This window comes from Providencia sp. PROV182 (assembly GCF_028480325.1).
GTDB lineage: Bacteria > Pseudomonadota > Gammaproteobacteria > Enterobacterales > Enterobacteriaceae > Providencia > Providencia hangzhouensis.
This window is the reverse complement of the sequence record NZ_JAMPOL010000004.1, coordinates 197392-217843: the sequence shown is the minus strand read 5'-3', so window position 1 is coordinate 217843 and position 20452 is coordinate 197392. Positions and strand designations below refer to the sequence as shown.

Below are 20452 nucleotides of genomic sequence, written 5' to 3'. Positions count from 1 at the left end.
TAAAGGAATACCATCATGAACAAGCATTGTTATCGTTTAATTTTCAGCCGCACTCACGGGGAATTACGTGTTGTATCCGAACTGGCGAAAAGCTGTAGTACGGAGTCAGGCCAAACGCGTGGCTCAAATGGCGGCCGCCTGTGGGTCACTCTGCGTCGCACCTCGCTGCTGCTGTGGTTAGCCTTGTGGGGTGGCTCAGCCATGGCGAGCAGCATTATTGCCGATAACAGTGCCCCTAAAAACCAGCGCCCCGATGTGATCAATACACAAAATGGCATTCCACAAGTCAACATTGCGGCACCGAATGGTTCGGGTATTTCCCATAACCAATATAAACAATTCGATGTCGATAACCGCGGCGCTATTCTTAATAACTCGGCGGTGATGACTTCAACACAAACCGCAGGGATGATCCAAGGCAACCCGAATCTTGATCCAAACAAAGCCCCTGCGCGCGTTATCCTAAATGAAGTCAACAGCAATAACCCGAGCCAAATTAAAGGCTTCCTCGAAGTGGCGGGTGGCAAGGCACAAGTGATTGTCGCTAACCCATCGGGGATCATCTGTAATGGCTGCGGTACCATTAACGCTGGCCGCATGACCCTCACCACAGGTAAACCGCAATTTAATCAAGACGGTAGCCTCGCGGGGTATCAAGTGGAGCGCGGTGTTATCCGTGTTGAAGGCGGTGGCTTGAATGCCGATAGCCGCCACGATACCCAATATGTGGATTTGCTCGCCCGTGCCGTTGAAATCAACTCCGGCGTGTGGGCGAAAGAAAAAATTGCCGTCGTTGCGGGTAAAAATAAGGTCGATACTAACAATAAAGCCACTCCGATAGAGAGCCAAACTGCACAACCTGAATTTGCCATCGACATGGGCCAAATGGGCGGCATGTACAGCGGTTATATCCACATGGTGGGTACCGAAAAAGGCGTGGGCGTACGTAACCAAGGCGGGCACATCCAAGCGAATAAAGCGTTAACCGTTAGCAGCAACGGTAAACTCAGTTGGGGCAGCGCATCACAACAAGCGACCACCCAAGCAGGCAGCGATATCACCCTAACCGCCAAAGACACCATCGACCACCAAGGCAAGTTGCACAGCGGCGGCAACCTAAACATTGAAAGCCAAACAGCTTCAGTGAGCAATACAGGCACACTGGCTGCGCTGAAAGATGTCAATATCAATGCGAAAGGCGATATTCACAGCCAAGGCAACGTACTCGCGGGCAGTGACAACAAAAGCAATATTATTAAAGATGCCAATATCACCTTAAACAGCGACGGTAAAATTAATACCCGAGGCACCCTATTAAGTAAACAAAACGTTACTGCGACAGGTCAATCTCTGGATTTAAGCCAAACACAAGTCGCAGCCTCTACCTTGGCACTCACCGCCAAACAAGGGGATATCGCCCTCGCCCAAGGCAAGATTGACGCCAACAACGTCAAACTCCACAGTGCGCGCGATATTCATGCGCAGCAAGTGCAAGTCAAAGCAGCACAATGGAATGTCAGCGCTAACAACGTGTTTAACCAAAAAGGCACGTGGGTACAAACGGGGCAAAATGAGAGCCAATTCGCCCTCACAGGACAACTGAATAACCAAGGCGGTGCGATTGAAGCCAACCGCCTCAAGCTCAATGCCAACTCACTGAATAACCAAAACGCTCGATTGGTTGCGTTAGGCAAGAGCCAACAAGATTGGCAGGTCAAAAATAGCGTTAATAATCAGCAAGGTGAAATCGGGGCGAATGGCGATTTAAGCCTAACAGCGAATACGATTGATAACCAATCGGGCACGATTAAAAGCCAAACCACACTGGCCTTGAATGCCAAAGAACAGATTGATAATCGCGCGGGTAACCTTGTCGCAGGGAATGCCGTTAACCTGCAAGCAGGCAAATCGCTGAACAACCAATCGGGGACGATTAACAGCCAGCAAGTCACTGTCACCACGGACAATCTCAATAATGCGTTGGGTAAACTGATTAGCCAGACGACCCTCGATATTGTCGCTCGCCAACAGATGAATAACGCCAACGGATTTATTGGCTCAGGTGACAAACTCACTCTCGCCACTCAAAGCTTGGTTAACAACCAACAAGGTACGGTGCAAAGCGATACTCAACTGACCATTGATGCACAGCACATTGATAACCAAACAGGGAAAATACTGTCCGGTGAGCAACTTGCTCTTAATGCAACGACTGACCTTGATAACCAAAGCGGAACGCTTTACAGCAAAGATATTATGCTGAATGCAAACAAGATTAACAACCAGAAAGGGCAAGTCGTTGGTGAAAATAGCGTTGATATTACTGCAAAAAATGCGTTCGACAACACCAAAGGTAAAGTGATTGCCAATGAGTCGTTAACCGCGTCTATCGGTCAGCAACTCACCAACCAAGCAGGTTTACTGCAAAGTGGCAATAACGCAAGCATCACTGCCAAAGCACTGGATAACCGTGACGGGCAAGTGCTATCAGGTAAAGCCCTTGATATCACAACCATCGCGCAAATTGATAATGCCAAAGGCGAAATCAGCAGCCAAAACGTCAACATCAATACCGCCCAACTGGATAACCAAACGGGGAAAGTGATTGCGACCCAAAATCTCGACCTTACCAGCCAAGGCGGTGTAAATAATCAGTCTGGCTTATTAGAAGCGGGCAATCAATTAACCCTCGATACCCAAAGGGATATCGCTAACCTGCAAGGTACGATTCAAGCAGGACAACAGGCGAACCTCAGTGCACAAAGCATCGATAATGCCCAAGGCCAGTTGTTATCGGGCAGCCAGCTCATTGTAAACACCCAAAATGACCTCAATAATAATCAAGGCAAAGTCAGCGCGGGCAAAACATTGCAGTGGCAAGGTAATCACTTCAATAATACCGCGGGCTTGCTACAAAGTGGTGGCACATTAACGTTAACCGGTAATCAACTGAGTAATCAGCAAAAAGGCCAAATCCTCAGCCAAGATGCACTGTCCTTCACCCTCAGTGGCGATTTTAATAACCAAGCGGGTATTTTAACCAGCCAAGGTGATACCGCGATTAGCGCTAACCTTGTCAACAATGCTCAAGGCGCAATCAATGCCCTTGGGCGCTTAGATATTCAAGTGGCACAGCTGATTGATAACCGCGATGGGCGCATTTTCAGCCAGCAAGTGCAAACACTCAACGCACACAATATTCTCAACCAACAGGGTTGGATGGGCAGCTTAGATTCATGGCAGGCCAAAACTCAGTCATTGATTAACCAACGCGGTGAAATCCAAAGCCAGAAAAATGTCGAACTCACGACAAACGCACTGGAAAACCAGCAAGGCACATTGCAAGCGGGTGGCTCTGCCTCACTGTTGGTTGCCAACGAAATTAATAACACCCAAGGCAAAATCAGTGCGAGTCAAAACCTCACTACCACGGGGCAATCCGTCAGAAATCTGCAGGGACAATTACTCTCTGGCGGCACATTGCAGCTTAGCGCGTCGGATGTCGACAACTCGCAAGGCGGCTTACTGTATAGCCAAAAACAGCTGCTATTATCCATTGAAAATACGCTGAATAACGCCCACGGTAAATTGCAAAGTGGTGAAAACCTCACATTAACCAGTAAAACGTTAGACAATACGTCTGGCAAAATAGAAAGCCAGCAAGCCCTGAATATCACCAGCACAGAGCGAATTGATAATACGGCAGGGTCAATCCTCAGTAATCAAAACCAGTTGCTAGAAACTAAAACCTTTAAAAACCAGCAAGGGACAGTGAGTAGCCTCGGCGAGCTTGCGCTGAAGGCAACAGAGCTTGATAACACCCAAGGCACCCTCATTAGCCAACGCGCGGGCACCTACAACATCGCGCAGCTCAATAACACACAAGGGAAAATTCACAGCGGTGATACCTTGACGTTAACGGCTACCGATATCCAAAACCAACAAGGGCAACTGGTTTCTACCAACGCACTGAAACTGATTGCACTCACGTTGGATAATCGACACAACGGTATTTTAAGCAGTCAAGGTCGCCTCAGTCTGTTACTCAATGCCTTAGATAACCGCGAAAATGGGCTGGTTCACGGCAGTAAAGAAACCACCCTAACAGTCAAAAACATCGAAAACACGAAAGGCCGACTGCAAAGCAATGAAAACTTGACGTTTTCAGGGGTGAATACCCTCAATAACCAATCAGGTCAGGTGTTAGCCAATGGGGATATTGCACTGAATATCGATGCAGCTTCCACTTCCGCTAAGCTTGCCCTCTCAAACCAACAAGGTACCCTGCAAAGTGGTTCGTCACTTGCCATCAATACCCAGTCCATTAACAATCAGGGTGGGACAATTAAAAGCCAAAAAGCGCTTTCGCTGACTGCGGCGCAGAACTATACGCACCGCGCAGGCGATACGCTGACCAGTAACCAATCGGTCACCCTAAATATTGCAGGCGCTTTGACCAACCTCACTGACTGGTTATTACCGGGTGATTTCACTCTTTCAAGCCTGAACTTCACTAACCAAGGCTCATTGGTCAGTAAAAACCTCGCCATCTCCACCGGTAAACTGGATAACCTGAATCGGTTAGAAGCCGATAAAATGACGCTCAACGTCGATGTGTTAAACAACAGTGCGACATTGATGGGCGATGAGATCCGCGTAAAAGCTAAAGCCATTGATAATCATGGGAAAAAGGCCGTCATTGCCGCCGCAAAACACATTGACCTACAAACAGAAAAAACACTCACCAACCGCGACCAAGCGCTGATTTACAGTGGCGATACCCTCATACTCACCAGTGCTGACTTAATTGAAAATAACGCCAGTTTTATTGAAGCGGAAGGTGACGTTTCCATTACCGCGCGTCAACTGAATAACTTACGTGAAGGGTTAGATATTCAGCGCGAGGCTGAGGTCGAAAATTATAAAAAGCAACTGTATAACTTTTACTGGCGTTCATTTGAAACTCAGGCCCATAAAAACCCAACTGCGATGGCACCAACCACGCAGCAGTTGACCTTTCAAAACGATCAGGCCGCGTTGGATAACAAGTATGGCACCATCTTAGACATTGATGCCAAAAATAAACGCGCACAAATGAAGGTGAAACAGCAGGATGGTCAAGTCACCACCTTGTGGGTCAATTATTTGGCGCTCACCCCCAATAGCGATGGCAGTTATGCCATGACTTTCTATGAGTCACGTGGCGTACCGGGGCGTATTCAAAACCCGCCAACGCCGTACCATGGTGCGGTATGGCGTAAGCATAACCAATATCGCTATGAAGTGTGGGATCCAAATCAACACATTGATATGGCAACTGCAACCGGCATTGATGATTTTAGTTGGATACGCGAACGTTCGGTCACAGGCTCTGTCACCCGTGACAAATTGATCTCCGAAGGAATTGGCGCGCGCATTTTGTCGGGCGGCAATATGACGCTCAACATCACGGATTTACTCAAAAATGATGCCAGCACCATTACCTCAACCGGTGATTTGGATATCAAAGGTAAAGGGCACATTGAGAATACTGGCTATTCCGTGAATGAACGCCGTAAAGAATTTTATTCCGACCATTATGATGTCAGTAAAAGCCACTGGTATCCACAATCCAGTAGTGACAAAACCACGGCACTCACCACCATCGATGGCATTATTTCCGGTAATGGCAATGTCTCGATCACCAGTGCCAATATCACCAATACCACCGTCAATGCCGCGCAAATCACGGCGTTAGAAGCCGCGATGAATGCGGCTAAAGCGGAACGTGCCGAATGGGAACGTAATTCACTGGCGTTTGATATTGATGGCGTGAATAAACAAGACCTCAATACCACTGTCACTGAACAGGGAAAATCTGAACTCAATCAAACAGAGGGTACTTCGCCAATCGACCGCCCTCTGCTCCCTGCTGAACTCGCATTAACTGAAAAACAGCACATTGGTGATGTAGCAACCTCAATCCCAGATAATGGCTTATTCCGTCCAAACTTAACCCCGGACAGCCCATTCTTGGTGGTCACTGACCCGCGCTTTACTGACAGAAATAAATTTATCAGTAGCGACTACCTGCTTGAGCGGGTTGGCTACTCCCCTGCCGATGTGCATAAGCGTTTAGGGGATGGCTTCTATGAACAACGTCTGGTCCGCGAACAAGTATTAAAACTCACTGGTCGCCCTTCTCTGCGTGAAGAAGATGCCATGGCACAGTATCAATACCTGATGAATAATGGTATTAAAGTCGCGGAAGAGTTCAACTTGCGTCCCGGTGTTGCTTTGACCCCGGCACAAATCGCTGCCCTGCAACAGGACATCGTGTGGCTAGTCAGCGAGAGCATCGATACCCCACAAGGCCCACAAACGGTGTGGGTTCCGAAAGTCTATTTATCTAACAATACCCTTAGCCTGACACAGCAAGGGGCGATGATCAGCGGTAAGACGCTGAACTTATCCGCTGACAGCATCGATAATGCCGGAAACCTGTTGGCTGAAAAAGGCCTTGAGATCGATGCGAAACAATTTATGCACCGTGATGGGGATATCAAAGCGGATACCATCAATATCCAAGCTGATAGCCTCACGTTAAGCACCAACTTACAAGATGCACTACGCCAAGCAACGATGAGTGCCACCGATATCACCTTAAGTGGCCATGACGTTCAATTGCAAGGCGCTAAACTGGATGCAACAGGCGATATCAAGCTCAATGCACGTGACAACTTATCGATAACCGCAGTGAAAAGTACCCATACCGGCAGTATTGATGTGATTGCGGGGGCGATGGGGGAACGCGGTAATGAAGGCATGGATGCAACGGGTAGCCTTGCGCATATCAGCGGCGAATGGCAGCTCGCGCAAAGTAGCGAACTCAACGCGGGTGGAAATCTCAGCCTCAATGCTGGAAAGGACATCACCGTCAAAGGCAGCCAAGCCCAAGCGGGCGGCACGCTGAATGTCAATGCGGGTGGCGATATCAATATCCTATCGGATAAAACCACCAATAAAAGCCAACTTGATGCACAAGGCAACGGTTCTTCCGTCAGCAATACCCGTGAAGAAGACAGCTTAGTGCTCAGTACCCTCAGTGGTGACAAAGGCGTTTCACTGAATGCAGGCAATAACTTGGTGGCAGAAGGCGCCCAAGTCGATAGCCAAGCAGGTAAAATCAGTGTCTCAGCGCAAGATGTGACCATTACGGCGGCAACCCAAGACACCCACGCGCTAGACCAAGAACAAACGCGCAATGGCAGCAGCAAAGGCTTCCGAGTCGATGAGACCTCATCCCATGAGGTGGTCGGCAGCACATTCAGCGGACAAAACGGCGTCGATATTACGGCGCGTGATAAAGACATCACCGTCACGGGTAGCACCATCCACAGTGAAAAAGGCGAAATCACCCTTGATGCAAAACAAAATGTGACACTCAATACCGCCACGGAAGAAAATAAAAAATATGTTGAAGAGCAGCGTAGCAGTAAAGGCTTCTTAAGCGCCAGCAGTGAGCACACTATCCAACACGATGAGACCACTCGTGAAAAAGGCAGCTTGCTCAGTGGCGAAAAAGTCACCATTACCGCAGGTAATAACCTGACTGTCAAAGGCTCCTCGGTGGTCGCAGAAAACGATGTCAGCTTAACCGCTGGCAACAATGTCGATATCACCGCCGCCACGGAAACCGACTCGCATTATCTCCTCGAAGAGAAGAAAAAAAGTGGCCTAATGAGCAGCGGTGGCATTGGCTTTAGTGTGGGTAAACAATCCTCCCGCCATGAAGTGGATGAAAAAGGCACCACCCAAAGCCAAAGTGTCAGCACCATTGGCAGCACACAAGGCAATGTCAACATCACCGCAGGCAACAAACTGCATGTAGGCGGCGCTGACCTGATTGCTCAAAAAGACTTAAACCTCACAGGCGATAGCGTCCAAATCGACCCGGGCTATGATGAGCGTACCCGCACTGAAACGTTTGAAACCAAGCAAAGTGGGTTTGGTATCTCGCTCTCTGGCAGTGCAGGCAGCGCCCTCAATACCGCCGTCAGCACCGCACAACAAGCTCGTAAAGAAAGTGACGGTCGTTTAAGTGCCCTGCAAAATACCAAAGCGGTATTATCGGGCGTTCAAGCGCAGCAAGCTTATGAACTAGACGGACTGAAAACCGATGCGGCAAATGCACACAACCTTGCCAACAACCTCAAACCAGGCGATGAAGGCTATCAAAAAGGCGCGACCAATACAGTTGGCGTCAGTGTGTCTTACGGCAGTCAATCGTCGAAAAGCGAAACCCACACCGACAGCCGCCAATCCCAAGGCAGCACCTTAAATGCAGGGCACAACCTGTCGATTACCGCAACCGGTAAAAATAAAGACAGCAATCCAGACAGCGGTAATATCACGGTCGTCGGCAGTGAACTCAAAGCCGGCAAAGACTTGTCACTGTCTGCCACGCAAGATATCAACCTTGTCTCAGCCCAAAACACCGAGCAGACAAACAGCAAAAATAGCAGTAAAGGCAGCAGTGTCGGGGTTGGTGTGGGCGTGGGTACAGGTGGCTACGGAGTCAATGTCTCAGCCTCCGTCAACCAAGGTAAAGGCCATGAAAAAGGCAATGGCCTCACCCACACCGAAACCACATTGGATGCGGGCAATAAGCTCACCTTAAACAGCGGGCAAGATACTACCCTCAAAGGGGCGCAAGTCAGTGGTGAACAAGTCACTGTCAATGTCGGTCGTGACCTCACCTTACAAAGTGAGCAAGACAGCGACCGCTATGATGCGAAACAGCAAGAGGTCAGTGTCGGTGGCGGCTACACGATAGGAGGCACGCCAAACATCAATATCAGTGCCAGCAAAGATAAAATCAAGAGCAACTACGACAGTGTGAAAGAACAAGCCGGTATCTTTGCAGGCAAAGGCGGTTTTGATGTCAACGTCAAAGAACACACTCAGCTTGACGGCGCGGTGATTGCATCAACGGCAGACAAAGACAAAAACAGTCTCGATACGGGTACATTAGGCTGGAAAGATATCGACAACAAAGCCGACTTTACCGCCGAACACACAGGCGGTTCGATTGGCACTGGTGGCCCGATTGGCAGTCAGCTGGTGACCAATGCCGCGGGCGGGTTACTCTCTAACGCCAATAACAGCGGCCATGCTGAAGGCACCACAAAATCTGCCATCAGTGAAGGCTCCGTGATTGTTCGCAATGAAGACAAGCAAAAACAGGATGTTAATGAGCTCAACCGCGATACCGAGCACGCCAATGACGGCAGCATCAACCCGATATTCGATAAAGAGAAAGAACAAAACCGCTTAAAACAATCCCAGTTGATTGGCGAAATCGGTAATCAGACCATGGATATCATCCGCACCGAAGGGGATATTGCTGGCCTGAAAGCGCAAAAAGACCCTGATGCCCTTGCTATTGCCAAAAAACAGCTGGAATCTGAGGGGAAAACACTCACCGATGACGCCATTAAGCAACAAGCCTACAACAACGCCATGGCACAATATGGCACGGGCAGCGACTTCCAAAAAGCGGCTCAAGCCGTCACCGGTTTGCTACAAGGGCTGGCAGGTGATAATTTAGCGGGTGCATTGGCAAATGCCTCTTCCCCTTACTTAGCAACATTGATAAAACAGCAAGTGGGTGAAGATAATAAAGCCGCGAATGCAATGGCACACGCCGTATTGGGTGCCGTCGTCGCTGAGCTAAATAACCAATCCGCCGCTGCGGGTGGATTAGGTGCTGGTGGCGGTGAGTTGTCCGCTAAAGTGGTTATGGATACCCTCTTCCCGGGCAAGAAGGTTTCAGACTTAACCGAAAGTGAGAAACAGCAAGTCAGTGCACTGAGCCAGCTGGCTTCAGGATTAGCTGGCGGACTGACTACCGGTGATGTGGCTGGGGCGATTACTGGCTCGCAAGCAGCGAAGAATGCGGTTGAGAATAACTCATTGTCTCAAGCAGGGAAAGTGGCTTGGTGGTTAGTCCGCCCAAGCACTATTGGGGCTCCAGTTACGACTACAGCACCTGAAGTATTAATGAGTCAATTAGGGTTAACTCAAGCTCAGGCCGAAGACTTTTTATCGGGCTTATCGCCATTTGGTGAAGGAAATGCAATTAGGCTAGCTCTTGCTGACCCAGCAGGAAATGAAGAGTTCACGAAAGTAGTATTGGCTACTTACGAACAATATGGTTCTTTGGCTAATTCATCTAAAAATGAGGGTACTGATTCAGACAATAAACCCACATCTGAACAGAATAGTACAGTTGGTGTTAGTACTGGTTCTCCGAATGGGGTAGAACCACCAAATGATGACAAAAAGAAGAATGAATCTAAAAATAAAGAAACTACGGTCGATGACTTAATTGAAACTTCGCAAGAAGGAAGGAAAACTACAGGTAGGGCTAAGCAATATGAACGGTCTGGAGGAATGGAATCAGCAAATAGAGATTTTGACGCTCTTTCACCTACAAACGTTCGTGAGATACCATCAGGCAGAGTCGGAAAATTACCAGATGGTAGTACTGTAATAGTAAGAACTAAAAGTTCTGATGGAAGGCCAACTCTTGAAATTCAGCATGTAAAAAATAAGCAAACTAAATTTAGATATGGAGAATAAAGTAATGCAAGAGTTGTTAATTAGTTTAGGTAATAATTTATTAACTGATATCCAGTTAGATGATTTTAAATATGATTTAGAGTCTCTTTCTCTAACCCTAAGCAAACCAGATGAATCATTCACTTTGTCATTTGAATGGGTATATTCATTTAGAGTTACAGGAGAAGGAGATCTCTTAAAAATGCAAGAACACTTTGATGGGCAAATGACTACCGGTCTATATAAAGTAGAAAACTCATCTTATTTAAAATGGTTCCACGAACAGAGTGAAAATATTCACGATGATGTCATTGAACATTATTTAATCGTTACTATAGATGATGTTATAGAGGTAATTACATCAGCAGAACCATCAATTCAAACTATGTGAAAATTAAAGATCCCAGTGTAAGACTGGGATCTCCTTCCTGCTTCATTTCCCTCCAGCCAGCCGGATGATCAACTGCCCGGCTTGGCGAGTGAGGGTAAAGTGACTGTCCACCTCAAACCCTCAGCCACTTACCTCTTAACGTGAGTTGTGGGCTGGGGTTGGTTTTACCGCGGTTAGGGGCGTAAAGCGAACCCATCATCATGACGTTAAAGTTGATGGCTATTGGTTTAGAGTGACTAAAGATACTAAAACAGGGCAAGTCAGTAATGCTTTCATTACAATGCCCCCAAGGAATAGTAAATGATAGATAATTTAGCTTGGTTAAAAAAAGTAGAACAACACCTCATAAATAATGGAGCTGGCGATTTATATTGCTTGTTAGAAGTGATGTATAAAGAACAAAAAATGAACTTTCAACAATTTATTTATGATGCATCAAGAGGAATCGGCTGTGTTGTCTCTGAAGGATTAGAGTATGTATTAGATCAAGATTTAGATGATCCAAGCGAGTTTGATGGTGCTTGTTTTATACTTGGTGATTATGAAAGTTCGACGCTTTCACCTCAAAAATTTGCTGAACTAATGCAGATTATTACAGATAGTTATATAACTGAGCACCCAGAAAAAGAAGAAGTGATAGAGCGCTCTATGATGAGACTTAAAGAACGCTATACATAATATCGAAATAGTCTTATCCCCCTCCGCCAGCCGGATGATCAACTGCCCGGCTTGGCGAGTGAGGGTAAACTGGCTGCCCACCTCAACCCCATCTCTTTCAGCCACTTACCACTTAAGGTGAGCTGGAGTTGGGTTTACCTCGGTTGGGGGCGTAAGCACCGTCATTATCTTCTCGGGTTCATTAAACAATTTTGGTTAGAATCAGGCGGTGTTTATGGTTATCGAAAGATATACAGTGATCTACGAGAAGAAGGAAAGGCTTTTGGTATCAATCAAGTGTATCGACTGATGAAACAGGAAGGAATACAGTCGCAAAGAGGTTATAGAAAACCCAGATCTAAGGCAGGTACTGAAATGTTATTGTAGCAAATAAGTTAGCACGGGAATTTAATCCCACAGCCCCAAATCAATCTTGGGCGACAGATATTACGTATATAAAAACACATGAAGGATGGCTATATCTAGCCGTTATCGTTGACCTGTTTTCTCGACGTGTAATCGGTTGATCAATGAAAAGTAGAATGACGAAAGAAGGACGTAATTTATCAGGATCAAAGGATATATCATCTTCAGCAAGTACAGCTCTGCCGATTGCTTGAGACGATAATACAAGAGAAAGATAAAGCATTGATTTTTGTCCATCGCTCAACCGTGAGAAGTCAACAAGTGAACCATCGTGACTAGGAGTGAAAGAAATCGATAAATGCCGTAATAAAGCCTCAATTTCCGATGCAACAAATGTTACTTTTGGATCAGCGAAAAATGTTCCTTTATGTAACGAAGCCCAAGTCGTTTTTAAAGTTTCACTAAATGCATTTACGGAAGGGTTTGCTGCAAGGCTACCGCTGATTTGATCAGTTAATTGCTTAATTGTATTACGTTCAGCATCCCAGCGTACGGAACGAAGTAAACGCCCTAGTAAAGCGTTTGTACCATAAGTAATATGATCAGCTGGATCTCGTCGAGCGGGTAAATAGTGAACTTGGATGTTATTACGTTCTGACCGTGGAACCTTAGATGTATTATCAGGAGAGCCATCTTCATTTATATCCAGAACATAAACTAAGCTTTCATCGATATCTCCATCCAATCCCATTGTTGCCGAGAGACGAAAACGTATACGTGGTACACCGTCTAGCTCATCTAATCGCATATGACCAAAATGAGGCGCTACAGTACTATTATCCTCATCTCTTGCAAGTTCGGGAAATATAAAGTCAGCTTCTATCCATAACTGGCGTTCACGAGGGGTTTCTTCCTCATCAAATGGAATATAGAAGTCTGAACGTTGAACTCTACGTAATCCAGGGTCAAACGCAAAAAGACGGCATAATGCCTGAAGCACCACAGTTTTTCCTGATCCATTTGGACCAATCAAATAAGTAATGTCTTCCAAATTCAATTCTGTTGGCTCCTGACCAAAAGATTGAAATCCTGATAGCCTAATTATTTTAAGCTTCATTCTATCTCCTCAAAGCAGGTTACCTAGATATTAAAATTTACACCCTAATAATTGTAATAAATTAAACAATATTAATAAGTTAATTTATAATTCTAAAACAATAGCAATTAATTTTGATGATAACTTATTACTAATGATATTTTTCTGACTTAGCTCTCATACAACCCCAGAATTCCAAGCAATAGATATAAAACAATAATTACCCCATTAAAATAGCCATCTTTACACCTAACCATAAAGATGGCTATTTATCACTTAAAATTCACACTCACCACATTCCCTACCCCACACTCCAACTCATCAATATAGTCCGCATACCACTGGATCATTTCTCTTCTGTTTTCAAGGTACTGAGCATGGTTATACGTACCACGGATGGTATTCTTATCAACGTGAGCAAGTTGAAGCTCAATCCATGCCGTATTGAATCCCTTCTCATGCAAGATAGTGCTCATTGTGTGCCTAAAACCATGTCCAGTTGCTTTTCCATGATAACCAATACGTTTAAGGACCTGATTAACACTTGCTTCGCTCATTGGCTTGGTAATGTCATTTCTACCGGGGAATACCAGTTTATAACGTCCGGTAATAGCTTGAACTTCACGTAATGCCGTGATGACTTGAGTCGATAATGGAACTAGATGTGGACGGCGCATTTTCATTCTTTCTTTGGGGATCTCCCAAATACAGCGTTCGAAATCAAACTCACCCCATTCTGCTAAACGTAGCTCAATAGTTCTCACGCCTGTTAACATCAGAATTTTAGTTGCTAGCCGAGTGATTGGGCTACCTGAATAATGATTTAATGCATTAAGAAATTCAGGTAATTCGTTAGCAAGCAAATGTGGATAGTGTTGTGCTTTGGGTGGTGTTAATGCGCTAGCAAGTTCAGAAGCAGGGTTATATTCAGCTTTACCCGTTACAATAGCGTATCTGAAGACTTGGTTACATGCTTGACGGATCTTACGTAACTTGTCTAGCACTCCCCTTTTTTCTAGTTTACGCAGCGTACTGAGTACCTCTAGTGGCTTTATTTCAGCTATTGACCTTTTACCTAGATCAGGAAAGATGTCATTTTCAAATGACTCCATTAAATCTTCAGCATAACCTTTCGACCAGTTTGGCTTTTTATATTCGTGCCATTCGAGGGTTACGGCTTGAAATGTATTATTAACCGCCGATTTGCGTTCTATCTTTTCAAGCTTTTTCTGTTCTGAAGGATCAATGTTGTTAGCTATTTGACGTTTTGCTTCATCTCGACGCTGTCTTGCATCAGCTAAGGAAATTTCAGGGTAAACGCCAAGAGCTAATGTTTTTTGTTTTCCGTCGAATCGATATTGTAACCGCCAGTATTTAGAACCATTAGCATGCACGTAAAGGTGCATCCCTTCACCGTCAGTGAGTTTGTATCCTTTATCGGCAGGCTTTGCCGTTCTTACCTTCACATCTGTTAGTGCCATATAGGAACTCCCATGAGTTTGTGTTGGTATAAGAATTCATTGAACCTGTATGTACCAACGCATATACCAACAAATATTACTTGATGTAGGTTGATATAGGTAGACGTCAGTTGAACGAAGAAAGGTTAAAATCAGCTAATTAACTGAATTTTAGGCATAAAAAAAGACATCGGTTGATGTCCATTGACTTCGAAATGGTACGCCCTACAGGATTCGAACCTGTGACCTACGGCTTAGAAGGCCGTTGCTCTATCCAACTGAGCTAAGGGCGCATTGATAATGCAGGCAGCCTATCTGGCTGATGGCGTTGAATTATACGGTTGCTGAGCGCTGAGTCAATGGCTTTTCGCTACTAAAATAACTATATGCTCATTTTATGTAATAGTTTGAACTGACAAGGGCGCTAACTTCTGACAAAATAGAGCCATTACCGTGTCTCATATATGGATTAAGTTACAGATGTTAGCAAAAATTATTGATGGGAAAACGATTGCGCAGACAATTAGGCAGGAAGTTGCCCAAAAAGTACAATTACGTTTAGAACAGGGAAAACGTGCTCCCGGTCTTGCCGTTATTTTAGTCGGCGCTAACCCAGCTTCACAAATCTATGTCGGCAGCAAACGCCGTGCTTGTGAAGAAGTCGGTTTTATTTCACGTTCTTATGATTTACCAGATACAACGACAGAAGCTGAATTACTCAAGCTAATTGATGATTTAAACCAAGATCCTGAAATTGATGGAATTTTAGTTCAATTACCATTACCTGCCGGTATTGATAACGTCAAAGTCATTGAGCGCATTCATCCAGACAAAGACGTCGATGGTTTTCATCCCTATAATGTTGGTCGCTTGTGCCAACGTGCACCACGCCTTCGTCCATGCACTCCGAAAGGGATTGTTACTCTACTTGAGCGTTGCGGTATCAACACTTATGGTTTAAACGCCGTCATTATTGGCGCATCCAACATTGTTGGTCGTCCAATGAGCCTAGAGCTTCTGCTAGCAGGTTGCACCACAACAGTAACGCACCGCTTTACCAAAGATTTAGAACACCATGTTCGCCATGCTGATTTAGTTGTCGTCGCTGTGGGGAAACCCAATTTTATTCCTGGTGAATGGATTAAACCTGGAGCGATTGTGGTCGATGTCGGTATTAATCGTTTAGAGAGCGGCAAAGTCACGGGGGATGTCGATTTTGACGAAGCCGCGAAAAACGCCGCTTGGATAACCCCTGTTCCTGGTGGTGTTGGCCCAATGACTGTTGCAACTTTAATTCAAAACACCCTTCAGGCATGTGAAGAGTACCACGATATTTAATGTAATTTTGGAGTTATCATGGATATATTCAATTTAAATGGCCATCCACACGTCGAACTGTGTGATTTGCTAAAAATTGAAGGCTGGGCTGAAAGCGGAGCAATGGCAAAAGCCATGATTGCAGATGGCTTAGTTGAAGTTGATGGCGTGGTCGAAACACGCAAGCGCTGTAAAATTGTAGCGGGTAAAATCGTTTCAATGGGCAGCGAAAAAATCAAAGTTGTAGAATAGATGCAATTAGGTAAGCTGAAAAGCTTCAGCTTACCTCCTTTCTAGAATCAACAATGCACTCCCCCTCCCTTTTATTCAAAATATTCTGATTTATTACAAGACTGACAAAGCCATTTTGAAGTTCTAGAAGAATTTTTTCTTTAAATCATTTTTACTGTATTAAGCATTTAAGCAATCAAATATATTGAAAATCTAATTTATTGTTTTATATAAATAAAAATCTTCAGCAACCACTTCAGCTTTAACTTAAAACAGATAAAAAATGCGAAAATCACCCCTTAAAAAAATTTAACTTAGATCTCATTTTTTGTATTTCACACCTTAACTGCATAGACAAGACTAAACGATTCAGCTAATCTTGTTAACGATAACATGATTAACAAATAATCAGGTCCGCTTGCAAGTCTTCTGGCTGATCCGTCTATGAATAATAATCAGGAGAAATTATGTTTAACTTACCAATAAGTGATATCCACCTTGCAGCTGCTGCATCTGATAAAAAAAATGCAATAGAACAAGTCGCTAAAGCATTAGAAAATGCTGGCTATGCAAAAAGCGGTTATGCGCAAGGGATGCTTAACCGAGAAACCCAAGCTCCTACCTTTTTAGGAAATGGCATCGCTATCCCACACGGGACAACAGAGACACGAGACCAAGTGTTGAAAACAGGTTTTGCTGTTTTCCAATTCCCTGATGGTATTGATTGGGGTGATAACCAAACTGCTTATATTGTTATTGGCATTGCCGCTCAATCAAACGAACATCTCGAATTACTTCGTCAATTAACCCATATAATCAGTGATGAACACACAGCGGATGCAATGGCCAAAGCAAACACCCCCGAAGCCTTAAAACAACTTCTAATGGGTGAACGCCAAACTCAACCGGTGAAACTTGATGACTCTATGGTGACGGTTAATGCCAGTGTTGATAATATAAACACATTAAAAATACAGAATATTATTAACCTACAAAACGCCCAAGCTATTAGCACCGACTTCATTACCCAAGTTCTAACTCAAACACCTTCGTATTTAGGTCAAGGTATTTGGTTAAGTGATAGCCCTATTGGAAATATTCAGAATGCAATTGCAATAGCGACCGTAAAAAAACCATTTAACTTTCAAGATAACCCAGTCAATGCCCTGATCACCCTTTCTTATGCCAACTATCAAATAGAGTCTTTTTTACTAAAAATTAATGACTTATTGAAAAATAAAGAAGTAAATCTAATTTCCGATGATGGTAACGTTAACAGCCTAATTGGTTTATTGCGCAGTGAAAACTCACACGCAGAAAACGAATCATCGGATACGAGTACATCTGGAATCACTCAGGACTTCACCATTCTTAATCCACATGGGTTACATACGCGCCCTAGCACCCAGTTAGTTACCACCATTAAGCAATTCGAAAGCACAATTACCGTCAGTAATCTTGATGGTACTGCAACTCCCGTAAATGGCCGTAGCTTAATGAAAGTTGTTAGTTTGGGCGCTAAATGTGGGCACCGTTTACGAATTCACGCAGAAGGCACAGATGCACAAAAAGCCATCGTTACCATCGGTGAGGCAATTAATTCAGGTCTTGGAGAAGAAATCGCATGAGCAGAAGAGTCGCCACTATCACTTTGAACCCCGCCTATGATTTGGTTGGGCTATTACCTGATATTCATCGAGGTGATGTGAATTTAGTCAAAACGGCTGGGCTTCATGCCGCTGGAAAAGGCATAAATGTGGCCAAAGTACTTAAAAATTTAGGGATTGATGTCACTGTTGGTGGTTTTTTGGGCAAAGAAAACCAAGATGGTTTCCAAAAAGCTTTCAGCGAAACAGGAATTGCTAACCGCTTTCAAGTTGTTGAAGGCCGCACCCGTATCAATGTGAAACTGACAGAGCACACAGGCGAAGTTACCGATTTTAACTTCTCAGGCTTCAGTGTCACTAAAGCGGACTGGCAACGTTTCGTCACCGACTCACTTAGCTGGGCAGGTCAGTTTGATATGATTTGCGTCAGTGGGAGCTTGCCTCAAGGAGTTGATTTAAAAGACTTTACTCAATGGATGTTACGCCTTAGAGAACAGTGCATGTGTGTCATTTTTGATAGTAGCCGCGAAGCCTTTGTCGCTGGGCTCAAAGCTTCTCCTTGGTTAGTAAAACCTAATCATCGTGAACTTGAAATTTGGGCAGGCAAACCGCTCCCAACTCATCAAGATATCGTTGATGCCGCGAATCAACTTCGCCAACAAGGTATTGCGCATGTAGTAGTTTCTTTAGGCGAAAAAGGCGCGATGTGGGTCAATTCATCAGGCGCTTGGTTTGCTAAACCACCTGAGTGTGACGTTATTAGTACTGTTGGCGCAGGGGATTCAATGGTTGGTGGATTAATTTATGGGTTAATGATGAGGCAAACAAGTGAGCACACACTACGCTTAGCTACCGCTATCTCCGCGCTTGCAGTCTCTCAACCCAATGTCGGTATCACTGACCGAGCGCAACTTGCACATATGATGACAAAGGTTGACTTACAACCGTTTACGGCTGAATGAGGATGAAAAACATGAAAATATTAATCGCTCCAAGCCACCAGCAAGGCCCTGCTATTTGCTGGCTAGCCATCGATGCTTTAAAGAATGTATCTGCCTTACAAAATATCACTTTCACTGAACAACTTACTGATGCAGATATTGTGATTTGTTTTGATACCGAGTTACCTGAAAATTTTAATTGTGCAGATAAAAAAATCTATTTCGGTCACCCCGATATCGCTGTTAGGCAACCTGCTGAATTCCTAACATCAGCAATTAACGAAGCCACACTTTGTGAGCAACACATCAGTGAGCCACAGCACACGAAATCGTACTCTGTATTAGCCGTTACAGCGTGCCCTACAGGGGTTGCGCACACCTATATGTCTGCAGAAGCACTTGAAGCTGAAGCAAAAAAACGCGGCTGGAATATCAAAGTTGAAACCCGTGGTTCTGTCGGGGTTGGGAATGAAATTACGCCAGAAGAAATTGCACAAGCTGACTTAGTCATTGTCGCAGCTGATATCGAAGTCAATGTGGATAAGTTTACGGGGAAACCCATGTACCGCACCTCCACCAGTGCCGCATTGAAGAAAACAGCACAAGAAATGGATAGAGCAGTAAAAGAAGCGAATATATTCACACCACAAAATGGAAAAAATTCATCACAATCAAGCCAATCCAACGAAAAACGCGGAGTATATAAACACTTACTTACCGGGGTATCATATATGCTCCCCATGGTTGTCGCTGGGGGATTATGTACTGCGCTTTCATTTGCATTTGGCTTAGATGCATCCAATGTAGAAGGATCACTGGCTTGGGCGCTTAGCCTCATTGGCGGGCAAACTGCCCTTGCCTTAATGGTCCCCGTGTTATCCGGTTATATCGCCTATTCCATTGCCGACAGAACGGGTTTAACCCCAGGTTTAGTCGGTGGGGTACTTGCAACCACTTTAGGCGCCGGTTTCTTAGGCGGGATCATTTCCGGTTTCCTTGCAGGTTATAGCGCTCACTTTATTAGCACCCGATTAAAATTGCCACAAACCATGGAAGCGTTAAAACCAATTTTAATCGTGCCACTCATTTCCACTTTATTTACGGGTTTAGCCATGATCTATGTTATTGGTCACCCTGTAGCGTGGTTAATGGATTGGCTAACTAACTGGCTAAATACCATGGGGACGACTAATGCGGTGATCTTAGGCGCAATTTTAGGGGCGATGATGTGTACGGATATGGGAGGCCCAGTCAATAAAGCGGCATATGCCTTTGGTGTCGGTCTATTAAGTTCACAAACCTATGCACCAATGGCGGCCATTATGGCGGCGGGGATGGTGCCACCACTAGCAATGGGAATCGCAACACTATTAGCACGACATAAGTTTGTACCTGCTGAACGCGAAGCGGGTAAAGCCTCTTTTGTTCTCGGTTTATGTTTTATTTCAGAAGGTGCAATCCCATTTGCCGCCAAAGACCCGATTCGTGTTCTTCCTACTTGCATTATTGGTGGCGCAATAACAGGGGCGCTATCCATGTACTTTGGTATTCAGCTAATGGCACCTCACGGTGGTTTATTTGTGCTGTTAATACCCGGAGCTATTAATCATGTATTGATGTATTTATTCGCGATAGTGGCTGGTACGGTGGTTTCAGGTGTGCTTTATGCCATTGTCAAAAAAGCAACACCTAAAGAAGCCCAACAAGAAATGGCGAGTATAGCTTAATCACACAACTTTAAGTTCCATTCCTAGTCCCTGTTGGTAGTCTTACTTCCCCCTTAA

10 protein-coding genes, 1 tRNA gene and 1 pseudogene are annotated in these 20452 nt (G+C 44.9%); 9 read left to right on the top strand and 3 right to left on the bottom strand.

Translation table 11 applies throughout. The features are described from left to right. The first annotated feature begins 15 nt into the window (after positions 1–15). The 4 genes and pseudogenes from PR834_RS03740 to PR834_RS03725 all read left to right on the top strand — a co-directional run. A complete protein-coding gene (locus PR834_RS03740) occupies positions 16–10623 on the top strand; it encodes a hemagglutinin repeat-containing protein (protein WP_272536446.1) in 10608 nt (3535 codons plus the stop codon). 4 nt (positions 10624–10627) lie between these two features. Beyond that, positions 10628–10993 carry a hypothetical protein gene (locus PR834_RS03735; RefSeq protein WP_262960524.1) on the top strand — a complete coding sequence of 122 codons (366 nt, stop codon included), beginning with the start codon at positions 10628–10630 and terminating at the stop codon, positions 10991–10993. Between the two features lie 300 nt (positions 10994–11293). Then, the gene (locus tag PR834_RS03730; RefSeq protein ID WP_262960523.1) at positions 11294–11671 is read left to right on the top strand and encodes a hypothetical protein; all 378 of its coding nucleotides are present in this window, start codon (positions 11294–11296) and stop codon (positions 11669–11671) included. A gap of 168 nt (positions 11672–11839) precedes the next feature. Next, positions 11840–12174, top strand: a pseudogene (locus tag PR834_RS03725) (IS3 family transposase); the annotation flags it as partial. On the opposite strand, the gene PR834_RS03720 reads toward PR834_RS03725, so the two are convergent. From PR834_RS03720 to PR834_RS03710, 3 genes are all read right to left on the bottom strand, one after another. Beyond that, positions 12078–13133, bottom strand: coding sequence for an AAA family ATPase (locus tag PR834_RS03720; protein ID WP_272536445.1), 1056 nt, complete (start codon positions 13131–13133; stop codon positions 12078–12080). The pseudogene PR834_RS03725 and the gene PR834_RS03720 overlap by 97 nt on opposite strands. 251 nt (positions 13134–13384) lie before the next feature. After that, a complete protein-coding gene (locus PR834_RS03715; RefSeq protein WP_262960521.1) occupies positions 13385–14593 on the bottom strand; it encodes a tyrosine-type recombinase/integrase in 1209 nt (402 codons plus the stop codon). A gap of 195 nt (positions 14594–14788) precedes the next feature. Beyond that, positions 14789–14865: transfer RNA gene (locus PR834_RS03710), tRNA-Arg, on the bottom strand. A 187-nt stretch (positions 14866–15052) separates the two neighbouring features. On the opposite strand from PR834_RS03710, the gene folD reads away from it, so the two are divergent. The 5 genes from folD (at position 15053) to fruA (ending at position 20395) form a co-directional block, all read left to right on the top strand. After that, entirely contained in the window at positions 15053–15910 is an 858-nt protein-coding gene (gene folD, locus PR834_RS03705) for a bifunctional methylenetetrahydrofolate dehydrogenase/methenyltetrahydrofolate cyclohydrolase FolD (RefSeq protein WP_102139361.1), read from the top strand. Between the two features lie 18 nt (positions 15911–15928). After that, the gene (gene ybcJ, locus PR834_RS03700; RefSeq protein WP_004260239.1) at positions 15929–16141 is read left to right on the top strand and encodes a ribosome-associated protein YbcJ; all 213 of its coding nucleotides are present in this window, start codon (positions 15929–15931) and stop codon (positions 16139–16141) included. A 446-nt stretch (positions 16142–16587) separates the two neighbouring features. Next, complete coding sequence (gene fruB, locus PR834_RS03695) at positions 16588–17748, top strand: fused PTS fructose transporter subunit IIA/HPr protein (RefSeq protein WP_272536444.1); 1161 nt, start codon at positions 16588–16590, stop codon at positions 17746–17748. Further along, positions 17745–18689 (top strand): 1-phosphofructokinase, encoded by a 945-nt coding sequence (gene fruK, locus PR834_RS03690; RefSeq protein ID WP_004260245.1) that lies wholly within the window; start codon positions 17745–17747, stop codon positions 18687–18689. The genes fruB and fruK overlap by 4 nt, the downstream gene beginning before the upstream one ends. A gap of 11 nt (positions 18690–18700) precedes the next feature. Then, a complete protein-coding gene (gene fruA, locus PR834_RS03685; RefSeq protein WP_272536443.1) occupies positions 18701–20395 on the top strand; it encodes a PTS fructose transporter subunit IIBC in 1695 nt (564 codons plus the stop codon). Positions 20396–20452: the final 57 nt, after the last annotated feature.